The organism is Dyella lutea (assembly GCF_024158035.1).
Lineage (GTDB): Bacteria > Pseudomonadota > Gammaproteobacteria > Xanthomonadales > Rhodanobacteraceae > Dyella_A > Dyella_A lutea.
This window is the reverse complement of sequence record NZ_JAMZEK010000002.1, coordinates 990,712-1,005,783: the sequence shown is the minus strand read 5'-3', so window position 1 is coordinate 1,005,783 and position 15,072 is coordinate 990,712. Positions and strand designations below refer to the sequence as shown.

At 68.9% G+C, this 15,072-nt stretch carries 9 protein-coding genes; 4 read left to right on the top strand and 5 right to left on the bottom strand.

What is annotated here, in order from left to right; all coding sequences use genetic code 11:
• Window positions 1-40: 40 nt before the first annotated feature.
• Window positions 41-2,416, bottom strand: coding sequence for a penicillin-binding protein 1C (gene pbpC, locus NC595_RS11945; protein ID WP_253566710.1), 2,376 nt, complete (start codon window positions 2,414-2,416; stop codon window positions 41-43).
• A gap of 101 nt (window positions 2,417-2,517) precedes the next feature.
• Entirely contained in the window at window positions 2,518-7,509 is a 4,992-nt protein-coding gene (locus NC595_RS11940; protein WP_253566708.1) for an alpha-2-macroglobulin family protein, read from the bottom strand.
• Window positions 7,510-7,693: 184 nt separating this feature from the next.
• Here NC595_RS11940 and NC595_RS11935 point away from each other — a divergent pair, with 184 nt between their 5' ends.
• Window positions 7,694-8,350: a glutathione S-transferase family protein gene (locus tag NC595_RS11935; protein WP_253566706.1), complete on the top strand. Its 657-nt coding sequence runs from the start codon at window positions 7,694-7,696 to the stop codon at window positions 8,348-8,350.
• Between the two features lie 126 nt (window positions 8,351-8,476).
• Here NC595_RS11935 and NC595_RS11930 read toward each other — a convergent pair whose 3' ends face one another.
• On the bottom strand, window positions 8,477-9,022 hold the full coding sequence (locus NC595_RS11930; protein WP_253566705.1) for a hypothetical protein: 546 nt from the start codon (window positions 9,020-9,022) through the stop codon (window positions 8,477-8,479).
• A gap of 197 nt (window positions 9,023-9,219) precedes the next feature.
• On the opposite strand from NC595_RS11930, the gene NC595_RS11925 reads away from it, so the two are divergent.
• Window positions 9,220-10,815: a tryptophan halogenase family protein gene (locus tag NC595_RS11925; protein WP_253566703.1), complete on the top strand. Its 1,596-nt coding sequence runs from the start codon at window positions 9,220-9,222 to the stop codon at window positions 10,813-10,815.
• A gap of 25 nt (window positions 10,816-10,840) precedes the next feature.
• On the opposite strand, the gene NC595_RS11920 is transcribed toward NC595_RS11925, so the two are convergent.
• Window positions 10,841-11,599 carry a tetratricopeptide repeat protein gene (locus NC595_RS11920; protein WP_253566701.1) on the bottom strand — a complete coding sequence of 253 codons (759 nt, stop codon included), beginning with the start codon at window positions 11,597-11,599 and terminating at the stop codon, window positions 10,841-10,843.
• A 186-nt stretch (window positions 11,600-11,785) separates the two neighbouring features.
• On the opposite strand from NC595_RS11920, the gene NC595_RS11915 reads away from it, so the two are divergent.
• Window positions 11,786-13,588: a DUF885 domain-containing protein gene (locus tag NC595_RS11915; RefSeq protein ID WP_253566699.1), complete on the top strand. Its 1,803-nt coding sequence runs from the start codon at window positions 11,786-11,788 to the stop codon at window positions 13,586-13,588.
• Between the two features lie 205 nt (window positions 13,589-13,793).
• Window positions 13,794-14,252: a hypothetical protein gene (locus NC595_RS11910; protein WP_253566697.1), complete on the top strand. Its 459-nt coding sequence runs from the start codon at window positions 13,794-13,796 to the stop codon at window positions 14,250-14,252.
• Here the strand turns inward: NC595_RS11910 and NC595_RS11905 are convergent.
• Window positions 14,249-14,998: a hypothetical protein gene (locus NC595_RS11905; RefSeq protein WP_253566696.1), complete on the bottom strand. Its 750-nt coding sequence runs from the start codon at window positions 14,996-14,998 to the stop codon at window positions 14,249-14,251. The genes NC595_RS11910 and NC595_RS11905 overlap by 4 nt on opposite strands.
• Between the last annotated feature and the right edge of the window lie 74 nt (window positions 14,999-15,072).

Genomic DNA, 15,072 nt, shown 5'->3' with positions numbered 1-15,072 from the left:
AAGGCTGCATCCTAAGGCTGCACCGGGAGCCGTGCGCGACTCAGGGTGCGGCGACGTCGACCCGCAGCGAACTCCACGCACCCTTCGCACTGAGCGCGGTGATGGTGTGCCCCCCGGGCTGGCCGAGCTGCAACAGAATGCTGTGCGCGTCTTGCGTGGTGCCCCGCAGGCGGCCGTCCAGCAACCACTGCACGCTGCCGCTGACCCCCAGCGCATGCAGGGTCACGCGCAGCGGCTCGCTGCTGTTCGGCGCACGGCGCAGGCGCGTGCCGTCGGCGATGCCGGCAATGCGGATCGGTTCGGCATCGTCCAGCGAGTCTGCCGGACAGCCCGGCGCCAGCGGCGGCAGGGCGGAGGCTGCGCGATCGTCGGCGTCTAGCCAGGGCGAGGCCAGCGCGGGCCAGCGCGCGACGCGCTCGACATGCTCGCCCTGCCCCCTACAGGTCGCGCTGAGGCGCCGCCCGTTGCCGTCCATGCGCAAGGTCAGAAGGCCGGCCGACCAGGCACCCAGTCCACGCTCGGCGAAGGTCGGTGGAACCGCGCCATCGAGCACCCAGGCCGTGCGCCGCTGCCGGCACTGGGCAGGATCGGTGTCGGCCTGCGTGCCGCCGAGCGGCCAGCAGATCACCTGCGAGCGCACGCTGGTCGGCTGGACGAAGCGTGCCGCCGCGCCGCGCACGGGCAGCATGTCGACGACCTGGAACAGCAGCGGCAAGGCGGTCACCGCGCCGTACTGGCCGGGCGATGGGGTGCCGTCCGGCCGGCCTATCCACACGCCGATGGTGAACTGGTCGGTGACACCGATCGCCCACGCATCGCGATAGCCGTAACTGGTACCGGTCTTCCAGGCCACGGCGGCATGACGGTTCACGGCACCGGCCAGTGGTGCACCCTCCACGTCCGCCGGGTTGTGCGCGAGGATGTCGCGGATGATCCACGCCGCCCCCGGCGACAGCATGCGTCGCGGCTGCAACGGTTGCTGCGGGGTGTAGCGCGGTGGCGCTGCGATGCCCCGATCGGCAAACGCCGAGTAGGCGCCCACCAGGTTCTCCAGCGTGGTCGCCGCGCCACCGAGGATGATCGACAGGTTCGGCTTCGCGCCCGCCGGCAGGCCCAGGTCCACGCCACCGGCGGCCAGCCGCGCCACGAAACGGTTCGGCCCGACCCGGTCGAGCACGTCCACCGCCGGCACGTTGAGCGAGCGCTGCAGCGCCTCGGCGACGCCGACCGGGCCGGAAAACGCCTCGTCGAAATTGCCCGGCTGGTAGCCGTCGAAATCCTGGGGGGCGTCGACCAGCAGGCTCTCGGAGGTGATCAGCCCGTCGTCCAGCGCCAGCCCGTAGAGGAACGGTTTGAGCGTGGAGCCCGGCGAGCGCGGCGCCTGCACCATGTCGACGTAGCCGTGGCGGTCCGGATCGGCGAAGTCGCTGGTGCCCAGGTAGACCCGCGCCTTGTGGGTCGCGTTGTCCACCACCAGCAGAGCCGCCGTGGTGTGGCGCGGCAGGCGCGAGAGGTAGTCGCTGACGCGGTCTTCTGCCGCGCGTTGCAGGTCCGCATCGATGGTGGTGATGATCCGCCGCGCCCGCGGCTGTTCGCGATGCAGGCGTTCGGCCAGCAGTGCGGCCGACAGCGGCGCACGCAGCGAACGCGCCACCACTGGCTCGATCCGCGCCGCGCGCACCTGTGCGGCGGTCCAGATGCCCTCGTCGCGCAGGCGTGCCAGCACCTTGTCGCGGGCGGCACGGGCCGCATCGGGATGCCGGTCCGGCCGCAACCGGCTGGGCGCCTGCGGCAGCACCGCCAGCAACGCCGCCTCGGCCCGCGACAACTGTGCCGCCGGTTTGCCCAGGTAGGCCCACGAAGCGGCATCCACGCCCTGGATCGGCCCGCCGAACGGCGCATGGTTGAGGTACAGCTCGAGGATCTGCCGCTTGCTGAGATGCACCTCCAGCTGCAGCGCGCGCAGGATCTGGATGAACTTGCCACCGTAGGTGTGCGGGATCGGCTCGATGATCCGCGCCACCTGCATGGTCAGGGTCGAGCCGCCCGAAACGATGTGCCCGTGCAGCAGCCCACCCGCGAGGCCCCGCGCCAGGGCATAGGGGTTCACTCCCGGATGACGGTAGAACCAGCGGTCCTCGTAGCCCAGCAGCGCGGTGAGATACAGCGGCGACACGCTGTCCACTGTGACCGGGTAGCGCCACACGCCGTCGCTGTCGGCGAACGCGCGCAACGGCGTGCCGTCCCGCGCGAGCACCACCGTGCTGCCGCCGTCGGGCTTCGGCAGCGGCAACGGGAACAGGCGGTCGAGAATCGCGGCCACGAGCAGTAGCACGCCCGTCGCGATGCCGAGGCGAAGCAGCCAGCGTCGCAAGCGGGAGTGCCGGGGGGGCTTTTTGGCGGGATCTGTCTTCATCGGCACGACGTCCGCTTGGCCCGTAGGAGCGCACCCTGTGCGCGACGGTTTTTTTGTTTCAGGAACCGTCGCGCACAGGGTGCACTCCTACAACGCCAGCGTCAGGGCTCCACCACCTTGATCTGTGTCGGGTCGAACTTGCCGATGCCGCGGATCGCCGGTCGGTACATGTCCTCCACCTGCGGCGGCGGTACGGTGTAGGTACCCGGCGTCACGGCGCGCACCAGGTAGAACACGTGGGCCGCGTCGCCGCGGTCGAGCTTCAGCGCAGCGGCGTAGCGGTCGTCGCGGTACTCCTCGTGCTGCACCTGGGCGGCCGAGTCGTGCTGCTGCAGGTCGATACCGTCGATGACCACACCGGCCCACTGCTGGGCACCGCTGAGGTTGAGGTTCTCCACTTCAAGGCCGCCGGGCAGCAGGTCGGTGACCATCGCGTCAGGCATGTAAGTGCGCGCCTCGATGGTCAGCTCGACGATCAGCGTGTCGCCCTCCTTCAGCGTGTCGCCGTTCCACGGCTTGCCGTCGGTGGTGAAGTAGCTGCGGCGCACGTCGACCTGGCTGTCGTCGGGCGGCGGCGGCGCCTTGGTGATGCCGGCCGTGTCCAGCGTCGCGAACACGGTGGCGTCGCCGGTCGGCTGCAGGCGCACCCCCGAGGCCAGCTCGGCCGCGTCGAGGTCGCGCGTCCACACGCGCGCCTCCGGCGCCTGCTCGGTCTTGCCGCCGACGGTGATCGAGGCGGCCAGCGGCGCCGAACCGGCGGCACCGAAGGCCTTGGCCACACGGGCGATCGCCACCTGCTCCTGGGTGCTCAGGTAGGACCAGGACCAGAAGAACAGCGGGTCCTCCTGTTTGCGGCCGCGCACGTAGGTGTCGACGTTGCGCGCCCAGTCGATCAGCTTGGCGTCGTATTCCGGCTTGTTCAGGCCGTAGGTGTGGGTGAGCGCCACCATCAGGGCGAGATCGCGCAGGTCCGAGCCGTAGTCGCCGACGTACCACGGGCGCTCCTTGTTCCAGGCGAAGGCCTCGGCGATCGCCTTCTGCGCGCGCTCGTTGTCGCCCATCAACTTGAATGCGATGCCGAAGTGGACCAGCGGCAGCGGACCGACCAGCTTGCTTCGCTCGTTGTCGAAGATCGCCCGCAGCGTGCCCAGCGGCGCGCGGTTCACGCGGGCCAGCACGAAGCCGGAATAGGCCTCGTCGGCAATGCGCATGTGGTCGTGGTGCTCGTAGCCGTAGTAAGGGTGGCCGCCGGCCAGCAGGTCGTCGCTGAGCCGCTGCAGCGCTTTCTGCAGCACGTCCTGGGGTACGGCAAAACCGGCATCGCGGGCATCGAGCATGAAGTCCACCACATACGGCGTGGTGAAGGTCATGATCGGGCTGGTGCCGCCCCAGAAACTGAAGTGCCCGTTCGCGGCCTGGAACGAGGCGATACGCGACAGCGCCCCTTCCACCGCGGCCTGACGCGTGGCTGGCGCCATCGGTGGCAGCCCCAGCGCCTTCGCCGTGTCGCCATCCAGGATCAGCGCCGCATAGCCCTTGCTGGTGGTCTGCTCGATACAGCCATACGGGTACCTGAGGATGTCACGCAGCGCCGAGCCATAGGGTAGCGGCGGCAACGTGCTCAGGCTCAGCCGCGCATGCACCGTGGCCGGAATCAGCCCGGCGAGCTGTTCGCTGCCCAGCGTGACCGCCTTGCCGCCCTCCAGCGCCATCGGCCGGGTGCGCAGCACCTCCGGCCAGGCCGGACGCACGGCGAATTCGAAGTGGCGATCGACCTGGTAGTCGTTGAGCTGGGCGTGGATGTCGACGCCGGCCACCGCGGCGCCGGGCAAGGCCGTCACCGGCAGCGTGAGCGTGGTGCCGGCGCCGTCCTTCAACGGCACGCTCTGCTCACCGTGCTCCAGCCGCACCGGCCCGGTGGTGGTGACCTTGACCCGGGCGGTGCCGTCCTTGCCCGAGAGGTTCTTCAGGTCGAGGCTGACCACCGCCTTGTCCCCGGCCGCCATCACGCGCGGCGTGCTGGGCTCGACCACCAGCGGTGCCCGCACGGTGATCGCGCCATCGGCGTTGCCGAAACGGTCGGCGGTGAAGGCCAGCGCGCTCAGCCGCAGGCTGCCGTTGAAATCGGGGACGTCCACATGCAGCTGCGCCCGCCCCTGCGCGTCGAACGCCACGGGGCCGGCGAACAGGTCGACGATCTTCACCTTGGGGTTGATGCGCGCGGCCTTCGGCAGCGCCGGTCCGCTCATGTCGCCGCCGTAGCGCAGGCGCCCGGTGTCGCCGTCCATCGCCTCGATCAGGCGGCTGTAAAGGTCGTATGCCTCGGTCGCCAGCGCGCGCTTGGCGAACATCCATGACCAGGCGTCGGGTACCGGGTAGTCGGTGATGTTGATGACGCCCTGGTCGACTGCCGACAGGGTGACGTAGCCCTCCTTGCCGGCCAGACCGGTGGCCTGCACCGTCACGTCCAGCGGGTTGCCCGGACGCATCAGCGAGGGCGCCTTGAGCGTGAGCGGGATGCGCCGGTCGTTGCGGTCCATCGTCACGTATTCCACGCCCATCGCGCGCGCGGGTGTGGTGCGCTCGGTGGCCTCGCCGCCGCGGAACACCAGCGCGACCACGTACACGTCGTGGCGCTCCCAGTCCTTGGTGACGGGGATCGAGAAGGTCGATCCGGCCTTGGCATCGATGTCCTTCAGGTACAGCAGGTGATCGGACTCGACCATCAGCACGCCGGGGCCGTCATGCGGCGGCGTGACGGTGACCTTCATGGTGTCGCCGGCGCGATAGCGTGCCTTGTCCAGCGCCAGCTTCACCTTGTCCGGACGCGCCTCCTTGCCCAGGTTCTCGTCATCCCAGCTGTAGCCGGCGAAGAACGGGAACACCGTGGTCAGCTTCGTGTCCGGGTCGTACACCTCGACACGGTAGCTGCCCCACTGCACCGGAAACTCGACGCGGGTGGTGCCGCTGGCGCCGACGTCGACGTCCTTTTCGTCGACCAGCTGCAGGCTGGCATTGGCGTCGGCCTTCCAGCCGCCGTTGCGCTCGTACAGCCAGTAGAAGTCGCGCAGCTCGCGCTGCAGTCGCACCTTCAGATGGTGACCGGCGATGCGCTGCCCCTCGGCGTTGACGCGGACGATCTCGAAACCCGCTGGCGCCTCGCTCTCCGCGCCCTGCTTCGGATCGAACTCCGGCCGCACGCCGACCAGGCGGTCCGCCGGCCAGTAGGTGCGCTTGAGCAGGCGGGTGACGGCGCGGCCGCCGGTCTCGTAAACGCTGCCGGACAACGTCACCGCCAGCGGCGCGACCGGCTTCACGTCGTCGGGAAGTGGCACATCCTGGTCCAGTGCGCCCTGGGTATCGAGCTTGGTGTCGACGACGTCATCCGCCGACTTGGGCAGGTCCACCGTGGGATCGCCGAAGAAGGTGTCCTTCATGCTGGCGACCGGGTGCACTTCCGGCGACACCAGCAGCTTGGCGGTAAAGCGGTTGCCGGCGGCCGGCGCACCGTACAGGTAGCTCGAGGCCACTTTCAGCTGCAGCGGCTCGTCCGGCGCCAGCCGCGCCTGCGGGCTGTCCAGCGTCACCTTCAGGCGCTCGGGCAGGAACTCCTCCACATGGAACGGGAACGCCTGCACCGACTCCTTGCTGGCCGGGTCGAGGCGGAACTCCAGTTGCCACAGCCCGGTGGCGGCATCGGCCGGGATCGCCTCGCTGAGGTCGTAGTAGTTGAGTGCCTTGGGCTCCAGCCGGGTATCGGCCAGCGTGCGCCCATCAGGCTGGCGTACGCGCACGAACAGCGACTGCGCCTTCATCGGCTTGCCGTCCGCATCGCGCAACAACGCCGAGGCGTGCAACGTCTCGCCGGGGCGGTAGAGATCTCGCCCCGACCACGCGTACACCTCGAACGGCGCCTGCTTGCGCCCGGTGATGTCGAAGTTGGACACGTCCAGCGCGGGACGGTTGAACGGCAGCACCGAGACATCCTTGCCGTGCCGCGCCACCAGCACGTCGGCCGGGCGTACCCGGTAGGCCATCAGCGCGTTGCCGCCGTCGTCGGTGGTGGCCTTCAGCGTGGTGTGGCCAGAAGCGTCCTGCACCGTGACGTCGACGCCGGCCACCGGCGTACCGTCGCGCAACGAGGCGACGTGCAGCAGAACATTGTCCTTGTAGACACGCAGGTGCAGGCCCAGGTCGCTGACGAAGAACACCGCGGTGTCGTAACCGCCGCGGAAGGTGCCGCCGGCCTTCACCACGGCCATGTAGACGCCCGGCTGCGACAGCTCGGGCACGTCCTGCACCGGGATGTAGGTGACCGTGCGCTCGTTCGGCGCGCCCTTCAGCGTGTAATGGTTGGCATAGACCGAGTCGGCCATGTCAGTGATCGACCGCTTGGCCCGCTTGTCCTTGCTGCAGGTGTCGTACCAGTAGGGGTCGTGGTCCAGCTCGTAGCTGTCGCGGTGACCATTGCGCGGGTAGGCACAGAACAGGTCCGACAACTCGTCGTCATGGACCCGGAAGAATTCGATGTCAGCGTCATGCACGTTCACCGACACCAGCGGCAGCCCGCGCGTACCGCGCGCCGGCAGCACGCTGCCGTGGGATGCGAATCCGACCGCCCCCGGCAGATTGCCGGAATAGATGTCCTTGTGAACCGTCTCGCCCAGCGAGCGCCCATCCGCGGCCAGCAGGCCGGGCTTTACCTCGACGGAATAGCGGCGGTCCGGATTGACGAACGGAAAGCTGAGCGTGGTGCCGTCACTGCCCAGGCTCCAGCTGCCGCTGACGGTCTCTCCGGACGGGCCATTCACCGCAACCAGTTGGTCGAAGCTCTGCGCCGCCGCCAGCCGGGTGTCGAACACCAGGTCGAGCTGGCTGCGGCCATCTTTCACCGAGGCGCTCGCCGACGACAGCCGGAAATGGCTGGAATGGCTCTTCCCCGCACTCGCTGCCGGTGCCGGCGCGCTCTGCAGCACGGGCTGGTCGCCCTGCGGATGGCCGCTGCAGGCAACCAGCAGGACACCCAGCAGGGGCGCCAGCAGACGCACGGGCGACAGGATGGAGCGACGATGCGTGATCGACGGACGTGACATGAGAACCTCTCCCTGGATACAGCCGAAGTATGGCTTCCTTTGGTGGCGATGCGATGGCGCAGCGCGGGCGGCCACCCCGCGGATTCTGTCATGCCCAGGCGAGCGCCTGGCCCGAATCCGCCGCACTGTCGATTTGCGCCCGGGCCAGGCGTCGTCGACACAGACATCCCGCCCGGAGCTTCCCATGCCCCCGCCCCGCTTGTACGCCCATCCGTTCTCGTCCTACTGCCAGAAAGTGCTGGTCGCCCTGTACGAACTCGACGCGCCGTTCGAGTACCGCCACCTCGAATCCCCCGGCGCGATGGACGAGCTCGCCCGGCTCTGGCCGATGAAGCGGTTCCCGCTGCTGCAGGACGGCGAACGCACCGTGATCGAGTCCACCTGCATCATCGAGTACCTGCAGCAGCGTCACCCGGACCGCCCGCACCTGATACCGGACGATCCTGACATGGCACTGGAGGTACGGCAGCTGGACCGATTCTTCGACAACTACATGTCCACGCCGCAGCAGAAGATCGTGTTCGACCAGTTGCGCCCGACCGACCGCCGCGACGGGCACGGAGTGGAGGAAGCGCGCGCGATGCTCGATACCAGCTACCGCTGGCTGGAGCAGCGCATGGCCGGGCGTACCTGGGCAGCAGGGGACGCCTTCAGCCTCGCCGACTGCGGTGCCGCGCCGTTCCTGTTCTATGCAGACTGGACGCATCCGATCCCAGCCGCCTGCGCCAACGTCCGCGCCTATCGCGCCCGCCTGCTGGCCCGACCGTCGATGATCCGTGCAGTGGACGAAGCGCGCCCCTATCGCCAGTACTTCCCGCTCGGCGCGCCGGACCGCGACTAAGGCCGCGAAGACATCGCGGAGCCATGGGCGGAGGCAAGCCCCGACCCGTGCGTCACTCCGACGGCACCCAAACGAAAAGCGGCAGCCGAAGCTGCCGCTTTCCAGGCGTCCGCGCCAGCGGAGCGATCAGGGCTTGCCGCTGTGCCCCGCAGACGTGCAGTTCGCCCTGGGCGTCGGCGGCGGGTTGCGCGGCGCTGACAGGCCCGGCGGCGGCGCGAACCAGCCGTTGTTGGTCCAGCGATGCTTGAACCGGTTGCGGATCATTTCGCTATTCACCAGTGCCAGACGATCGCCATCCTCGTGCTGCCAGATCCACCGGCCGGCGGGGACCGGCTGGGCAGCCACGTAGAAGAAGCTCGCGTCGTACCTGCCATCGCTCCGCGGCCTGGCCTGCAGGCCAAGCTTGATGACGAACTGGCTGGCCACCGGCTTGCCGTGGTCGGACGCCGGCCGGGTGATCATCTCGTCGAGCGTTGCGCGCAACAGGCGTTCGTAGTGCGGGGTCAGCTCCACCGCAGGGGAGACATCGGTTACCTTGCCATGGGAATCCACCCGCACCAGCACGGGCAGGACGTGATTGGGGAAACTGTTCAATGATTGGCTTTCGGCGTGTACCGCCGCGTTGCCGATTGCCAGGCATCCCGCCAGGGCGATGGGGAGAGCGAGTTGCATGACGACCTCCTTGAGTCAGGGGCGCCGGTTGCACGTGGATCGGGCCGGGATGGGAGCCATCGGCCAGCGACGATTTGTTCAACTGGCCGGCTCAGGATAGCACCAGGATTTCCTGCAGGCAGGTTTTCCCGGCACCCGGCCCCGTACGGTTTGCCGGTCGGGCAGGCGGCTCTCCCCACTTCCGAACCAGCATCGACATGTCCGATACCGCAACCGTCTACCGCCACCAGCCGACCAGCCACCGCACCCACCTGGCCGAACCACCGGTGCGCCACATCGCCGTGGTCGGCGGCGGCACCGCCGGCTGGATGACCGCCCTGCTGCTGGTGAACTCCGGCTATGGCGAACGCATCAGGGTGACCGTGCTGGAGTCGCCACAGGTCGGCGCGATCGGTGTCGGCGAGGGCTCGACGCCCTGGATGCGCGGCTTCTTCGAGGAGATCGGCATCGAGGAGTCGGAATGGATGCCGGCTTGCGACGCCACCTACAAGGCCGGCATCACCTTCGACGGCTGGTCGACGCGGCCGGGCTTCGAGCGCTATTTCCACGCCTTCGCCTCGATGCTCGACAACCTGACGATGACCCAGTTCGTCGACAACGTGCATCGCCGGCTGGACCGTGAGGACGTCCACGCGCATCCGGACCGCTATTTCATCGCCGCCCGGCTCGCCCGCGAGTGCAAGGCACCGCGGCCACGCCACGAGTTCCCGTTCGACGTGTGGTACGGCTACCACTTCGATTCGGTGAAGCTGGGCCAGTTCCTGCAGCGCAAGGCGCTCGAGCGCGGCATCCACCACCTGCCCCGCCATGTGGGCGCGGTGCAGTGCGACGAGCGGGGCGACATCGCGGCCCTTCAACTGGAAAGCGGCGAACGCTTCGAGGCCGACTTCTTCGTGGACTGCACCGGCTTCAGCGGCCTGCTGATCGAGAAGACGTTGAAAACGCCGTACACCTCGTACGCCGATGCGCTGTTCAACGATGCCGCCGTGGCGATGCCTACGCCACTGGAAGGCCCGATCATCTCGCAGACGATCTCCACCGCCCTGCGCCACGGCTGGGCCTGGAAAATCCCACTCACGGCCCGCTACGGCAACGGCTACGTCTACAGCACCGCGCATTGCACGCCCGAGCAGGCCGAGACCGAGCTGCGCCAGCACCTGGGTCTGCTCGATGTCGACGTGCCGGCCCGCCACCTGCGCATGCGCACGGGCCGGGTCGATCGCCACTGGCATCGCAACTGCCTCGCCGTCGGACTGGCGCAGGGGTTCATCGAGCCGCTGGAGGCCACCGCGCTGATGCTGGTGCAGCGTACCGCCAGCCTGTTCGTGGTGGCGCTGGAACGGGGCGATCTGGGCGAATCGGCACAGGCCGCGTTCAACACCGCGGTCAACGCGCAGTTCGACGGTACCCGCGACTACATCGTGGCGCACTACAAGACCAACACCCGCACCGACACCGACTACTGGCGCGCCAACGCCGCCAACACCCACCTGTCCGAGCCGCTGGTGCGCCTGCTCAGGACCTGGCTGGCCCGCCGGCCGATCGTCGATGGCATCCGCAGCGGTGCCTTCGGCCAGGGCTATCCGGTGATGTCCTGGTACAGCCTACTCGCCGGCATGGGCCTGTTCCCCGATGATGTCGGCTCGCATGCGTCCGGCGACGCACCCCAAAGCCTCGCCGCGATCGACAACCTGATCGAGCGCAGTGCGCGCAATTTCCCTGACCACCGCGAGCTGCTCGGCGCGATTCCGCCGCGGCCACGCGAGGAATCGCTGCAGCTCTATTTCTGGTGATCGGGATCCGGCTTATGCAGTCGCCTCACGGAGTCGCTTCCGGCCCTGCCACGCGATCGATGTATTTCAGTTCGCCGAGCGACCTCGGCTCGCCCGGAATCAGCACCAGGCACTTCCGGTAGGCCGCGCGGGCCTCGGGGTAACGGTGCAGCTCGACCAGGTCGTAGCCCTCGCCGCGCAGCGCCTTGCAGGTCATGTCGGCCACATTCTTGTCGTCGGCCGTCAGCCTGGCGAAACGCTCGGCCACTTCGTAGTGCTTCAGCGATTCCTCCCACGTACGCTTGCGCTGGTAGGCGAAGCCGATCTCGATGTTGTACTGCGTGTCGAACGGTGCCAGCGCAAGCGCCTTGTCCAGTTCGACGATGGCGTCGTCGTAACGGGCCATCTCGTTGTAGGCATAGCCACGTCCCCAGTACGCCATCGCCCAGGCCGGGCCGATCACCCGGGACGAGATGATGTGCTTGTCCTTGGCCGCGACCGTGGAATACAGCAGAGCGTCGGGCATGCCACGGGCGCTGAAGATCGTGTCGGTGTGTCCCCGGTATTTCTTTTCGTAATACCCGGCCACCTCGTCGAACGGCCCGTCGATGGCCGCCTGGATGCGGCCCTGCTGGATCATCCGCACGCCCTCGACCACGCGCTGCACCTGCGCGTCCTCGGCAGCCTGCTCGGCCGGATCCGGCTGCACGATCCGCACGTCCCGCCCGGCCGGCTTGTCCGGATGCGTGGCACAGGCGGCCAGCCCCAAGGCAATCGATGCGATCGCCGCGTACTTCCATTTCATCCTCGTCGCCCCTTGCGCCCCATCCTGTCCATGCGGTGCCGCGGCACCGCCCCCCAGGCTCCGGTATGCCAGCGACGCGCGCGGTCCGCAAGTCGCGCATGAGCCAGGCACCATCCGGCGGTGATTGCCCCTTGCGGCGGCAGCGCCTAATGTCGGCGCGTCAGACACACCCCGGGGAGAGTCACCATGCAACCGTTGCGCACGCTCACGCTGTCCGCCGTCATCGCCGCCACGCTGCTGGTCGGCTGCTCGCAGGACAAGGCTCCACCACCCCATTCGGCCACCGCGCCGACGCCGGCGGCCACCACAGCCGCCAAGCCGCTCTCCCATCGTGACGCCGAACTGGCCACTGCGGTGGACGGCTTCATCCAGGGCATGTTCGACCATGACCCGGTATTCGCCGCCAACGCCGGCAAGCACGAGTACGACGGCAGGCTCCCCGACTACAGCGCGAACGGCCTGAAGGCGATGGCCACGTGGCTGCACGACGAGCGCAGCAAGTTCGCCACCTTCACCGACGATAGCCTCGACGCCGAGGGCCGCTTCCATCGCGACTACGTGCTGGCGGTGATCGACGGCCAGCTGTTCTGGCTGGAGCAGTCCGGCTTCCCCTATTCCAACCCGGCCTTCTATACCGACCATCTCTCGCCGAGCATGTACGTGACGCGGCCCTATGCGCCGCTGGCCGACCGCATGGCGGCCTTCGTGCGCTACGAGGAGGCGCTGCCGACCGCGCTGGCGCAGGTGAAGGCGAACCTGAAGCTGCCGCTGCCGGCTCCCTACATCGAGCTCGGCATCAATTCCTTCGGCGGCTACGCGGCATTCTTCAAGAAGGACGTACCGGGCATCTTCGCCAGCGTGAAGGAGCCGGCCCTGCAGGCGCGCTTCAAGACCGCCAATGCGGCGGCGATCAAGGCCGCACAGGATCTGGCCGACTGGCTGAAGGCACAGAAGCCGCACGCCACCCAGGACTTCGCGCTGGGCGCGGACAAGTTTGCCGCCATGCTCAAGGCCACCGAGCGGGTCGACCTGCCGCTGGATCAGCTCAAGGCCGTCGGCGAGTCGGACCTCAAGCGCAACCTCGCCGCGCTCAAGAGCGCCTGCGACCGGTTCGCCCCCGGCAAGTCGCTGGCTACCTGCGTGGCGAAGGAGGCCGCGGACAAGCCCACCGGCGGCGCGGTCGAAGGCGCGCGCAAGCAGCTGGCCGGGCTGCGCCAGTTCATCGTCGACAAGAACCTGGTCACGATCCCCGGCACCGAGCAGGCCAAGGTGGAGGAGGCCCCGCCGTTCAACCGCTGGAACTTCGCCTACATCGAGATTCCCGGCCCGTACGAGAAGAACCTGCCGTCGGTCTACTACATCGCCCCGCCCGACCCGCACTGGAGCAAGGCCGACCAGGCCGCCTACGTGCCGGGCAAGGCCGCGCTGCTGTTCGTCTCCTCGCACGAGGTGTGGCCGGGCCACTTCCTGCAGTTCCTGCACGCCAACCGGGCGCAATGGATGTTCGGCCGGCTGTTCGTCGGCTACGCCTATGCCGAGGGCTGGGCGCACTACGCCGAGGAGATGATGTACGACCAGGGCGTCGACGGCGCCACCCCGGAAGTGCACATCGGCCAGCTCACCAATGCGCTGCTGCGCGACGTGCGCTACCTCTCGGCGATCGGCCTGCACACCGGCGGCATGAGCATGGCCGAGTCGGAGAAGATGTTCCGCGAGCAAGCCTTCCAGGACCCGGGCAGCGCCCGCCAGCAGGCGGCGCGCGGCACCTACGACCCGGCCTATCTCAACTACACGCTGGGCAAGCTGATGATTATGCAGCTGCGCCAGGACTGGATGGCCAAGCACCCGGGACCGGATGCACTGAAAGCCTTCCACGACCAGTTCCTCAGCTACGGCGGCCCGCCGATCCCGCTGGTGCGCCAGCAGATGCTCGGCGGTCCGGTGGAAGCGAAGCTGTGGACCCAACCCGGGGCCACCACCGCGCAGTAAGCCTTGCCGATCCACGCCCCGCCGGCCGGCGGGGCGTGCGGCAGAGGGGACGGCGACGTGCACCCACGGCGTCGCAACCCTGCGCCGGAGCCCGCCCGTTCCGCGCCTCCGCCACCTGTTAGCAATCGCCCCCGCCGGCTGCCGCGCAATTCCCCCGATCCGGCGGTAGGCTCGAGCCGTCGAGCACCAACAGGGGGTACGCGACATGATCGAGGCATTCCACCACGGCACGCCGGCGCAGGTCTGGCAGGAACTTGTGCAGCAGGCCGCCCGGCACGCCGGGCACCCGCTGGACGAGACCCACGAGAGCCATCTGGTCTTCGTGCTGCTGCGTTTCCAGCGCGATGCGCAACTGCTCTCCCACACCCATGGCCTGGACTGGCTGGCCGCCCTCGAGCTGGTCGGCACGGCACGCACCGATTCGCTGCGCGACGTCGGCGACCGCTGCCTGCTGGTCGCCGGGCTGTTCCCGCAACTGGCGGAACGACGCCGCGTCAGTGTCGGCTACTACATCGACATCGGCCGCTCCGCCTACCAGGGCGTTGCCGACGCCAGTCGTCGCGCCTACGCTGCGCTGTACGAGCAGCTCGCCGCCAGCTACCGCGAACTGGTGCTCACGCTCTCGGCCATGCGCCAGCTCGACCGGCCTGCGGTACTGCACTAGCGGGACCGCCCCCGCAGCGCGGGCAACAGGGATGCCGGCACCAGGCAGATGACCGGCCGGGCCAGCGGATCGACCCGGAAAAAGCCATGCTCGCTGGGCGAGTGCGTGTAGAGCGGCCCACCGACACACGGAACCCGCGCGGCGGCATGCCCGGTGACGGCCTGCCAGGTCCGCACGGCGAGCAGCGCCGTGGTGGCCTTTCCGGGATGCTCGCCGTCAGCTGCCAGCCAGTCCGCGCGGGGATGGGCGGAGCGCAACGCGATCCAGTCGCTGCCGATCGGGATGTAGTGCGCCCGCATCCGCGTGGCGATACGACGCTCGCCGCGCACCAGCCACGGCTCGACCTGCGGGTTCAGCTGCCAGGTGCCGAGATAGAACACGCGGGCGCCTCCGGCACGAGCAGCCTGGGCAAGCGCGTCACTGGCCCGCGCGGCCGCAGCCAGCTCCCGGCAGTGCGCGGTCGGCGGCATGCATACCGCGATGCCGCCCCGCTCCTGGAACACCACGTCGGTGTACTTCCCTTTGGCCAGGAGGCGCGCCAGCTCCGGATCGCCGAGGTCGTCCTGCAACCGCGCTCCCGGCCGGGCGAAGGCATCGACCGACAGCCGCTGACCGACAGGCGCCAGCGACGCGAACGCGGCCGGCAGATTGTTCACGTAGGTCAGGCTGTTGCCGACGAACAGCACCCGCCTTGCGGCCGGCCCGGCCGCCGCGGACGAGACCGCCAGCAGCATCACGACCAGCATCGACCCCAGCCTCGCCCTGCTCCGCATATCGCCTGCCTCCCGTCACCCGAAACTCGAGGTGGCGACATCGGTGG

Excerpts from the sequence above, each read along its gene's own strand:
- pbpC (WP_253566710.1), bottom strand. The coding sequence starts at position 2,416 with ATGAAGACAGATCCCGCCAAAAAGCCCCCCCGGCACTCCCGCTTGCGA.
- NC595_RS11940 (WP_253566708.1), bottom strand. The coding sequence starts at position 7,509 with ATGTCACGTCCGTCGATCACGCATCGTCGCTCCATCCTGTCGCCCGTG.
- NC595_RS11935 (WP_253566706.1), top strand. The coding sequence starts at position 7,694 with ATGCCCCCGCCCCGCTTGTACGCCCATCCGTTCTCGTCCTACTGCCAG.
- NC595_RS11930 (WP_253566705.1), bottom strand. The coding sequence starts at position 9,022 with ATGCAACTCGCTCTCCCCATCGCCCTGGCGGGATGCCTGGCAATCGGC.
- NC595_RS11925 (WP_253566703.1), top strand. The coding sequence starts at position 9,220 with ATGTCCGATACCGCAACCGTCTACCGCCACCAGCCGACCAGCCACCGC.
- NC595_RS11920 (WP_253566701.1), bottom strand. The coding sequence starts at position 11,599 with ATGAAATGGAAGTACGCGGCGATCGCATCGATTGCCTTGGGGCTGGCC.
- NC595_RS11915 (WP_253566699.1), top strand. The coding sequence starts at position 11,786 with ATGCAACCGTTGCGCACGCTCACGCTGTCCGCCGTCATCGCCGCCACG.
- NC595_RS11910 (WP_253566697.1), top strand. The coding sequence starts at position 13,794 with ATGATCGAGGCATTCCACCACGGCACGCCGGCGCAGGTCTGGCAGGAA.
- NC595_RS11905 (WP_253566696.1), bottom strand. The coding sequence starts at position 14,998 with ATGCTGGTCGTGATGCTGCTGGCGGTCTCGTCCGCGGCGGCCGGGCCG.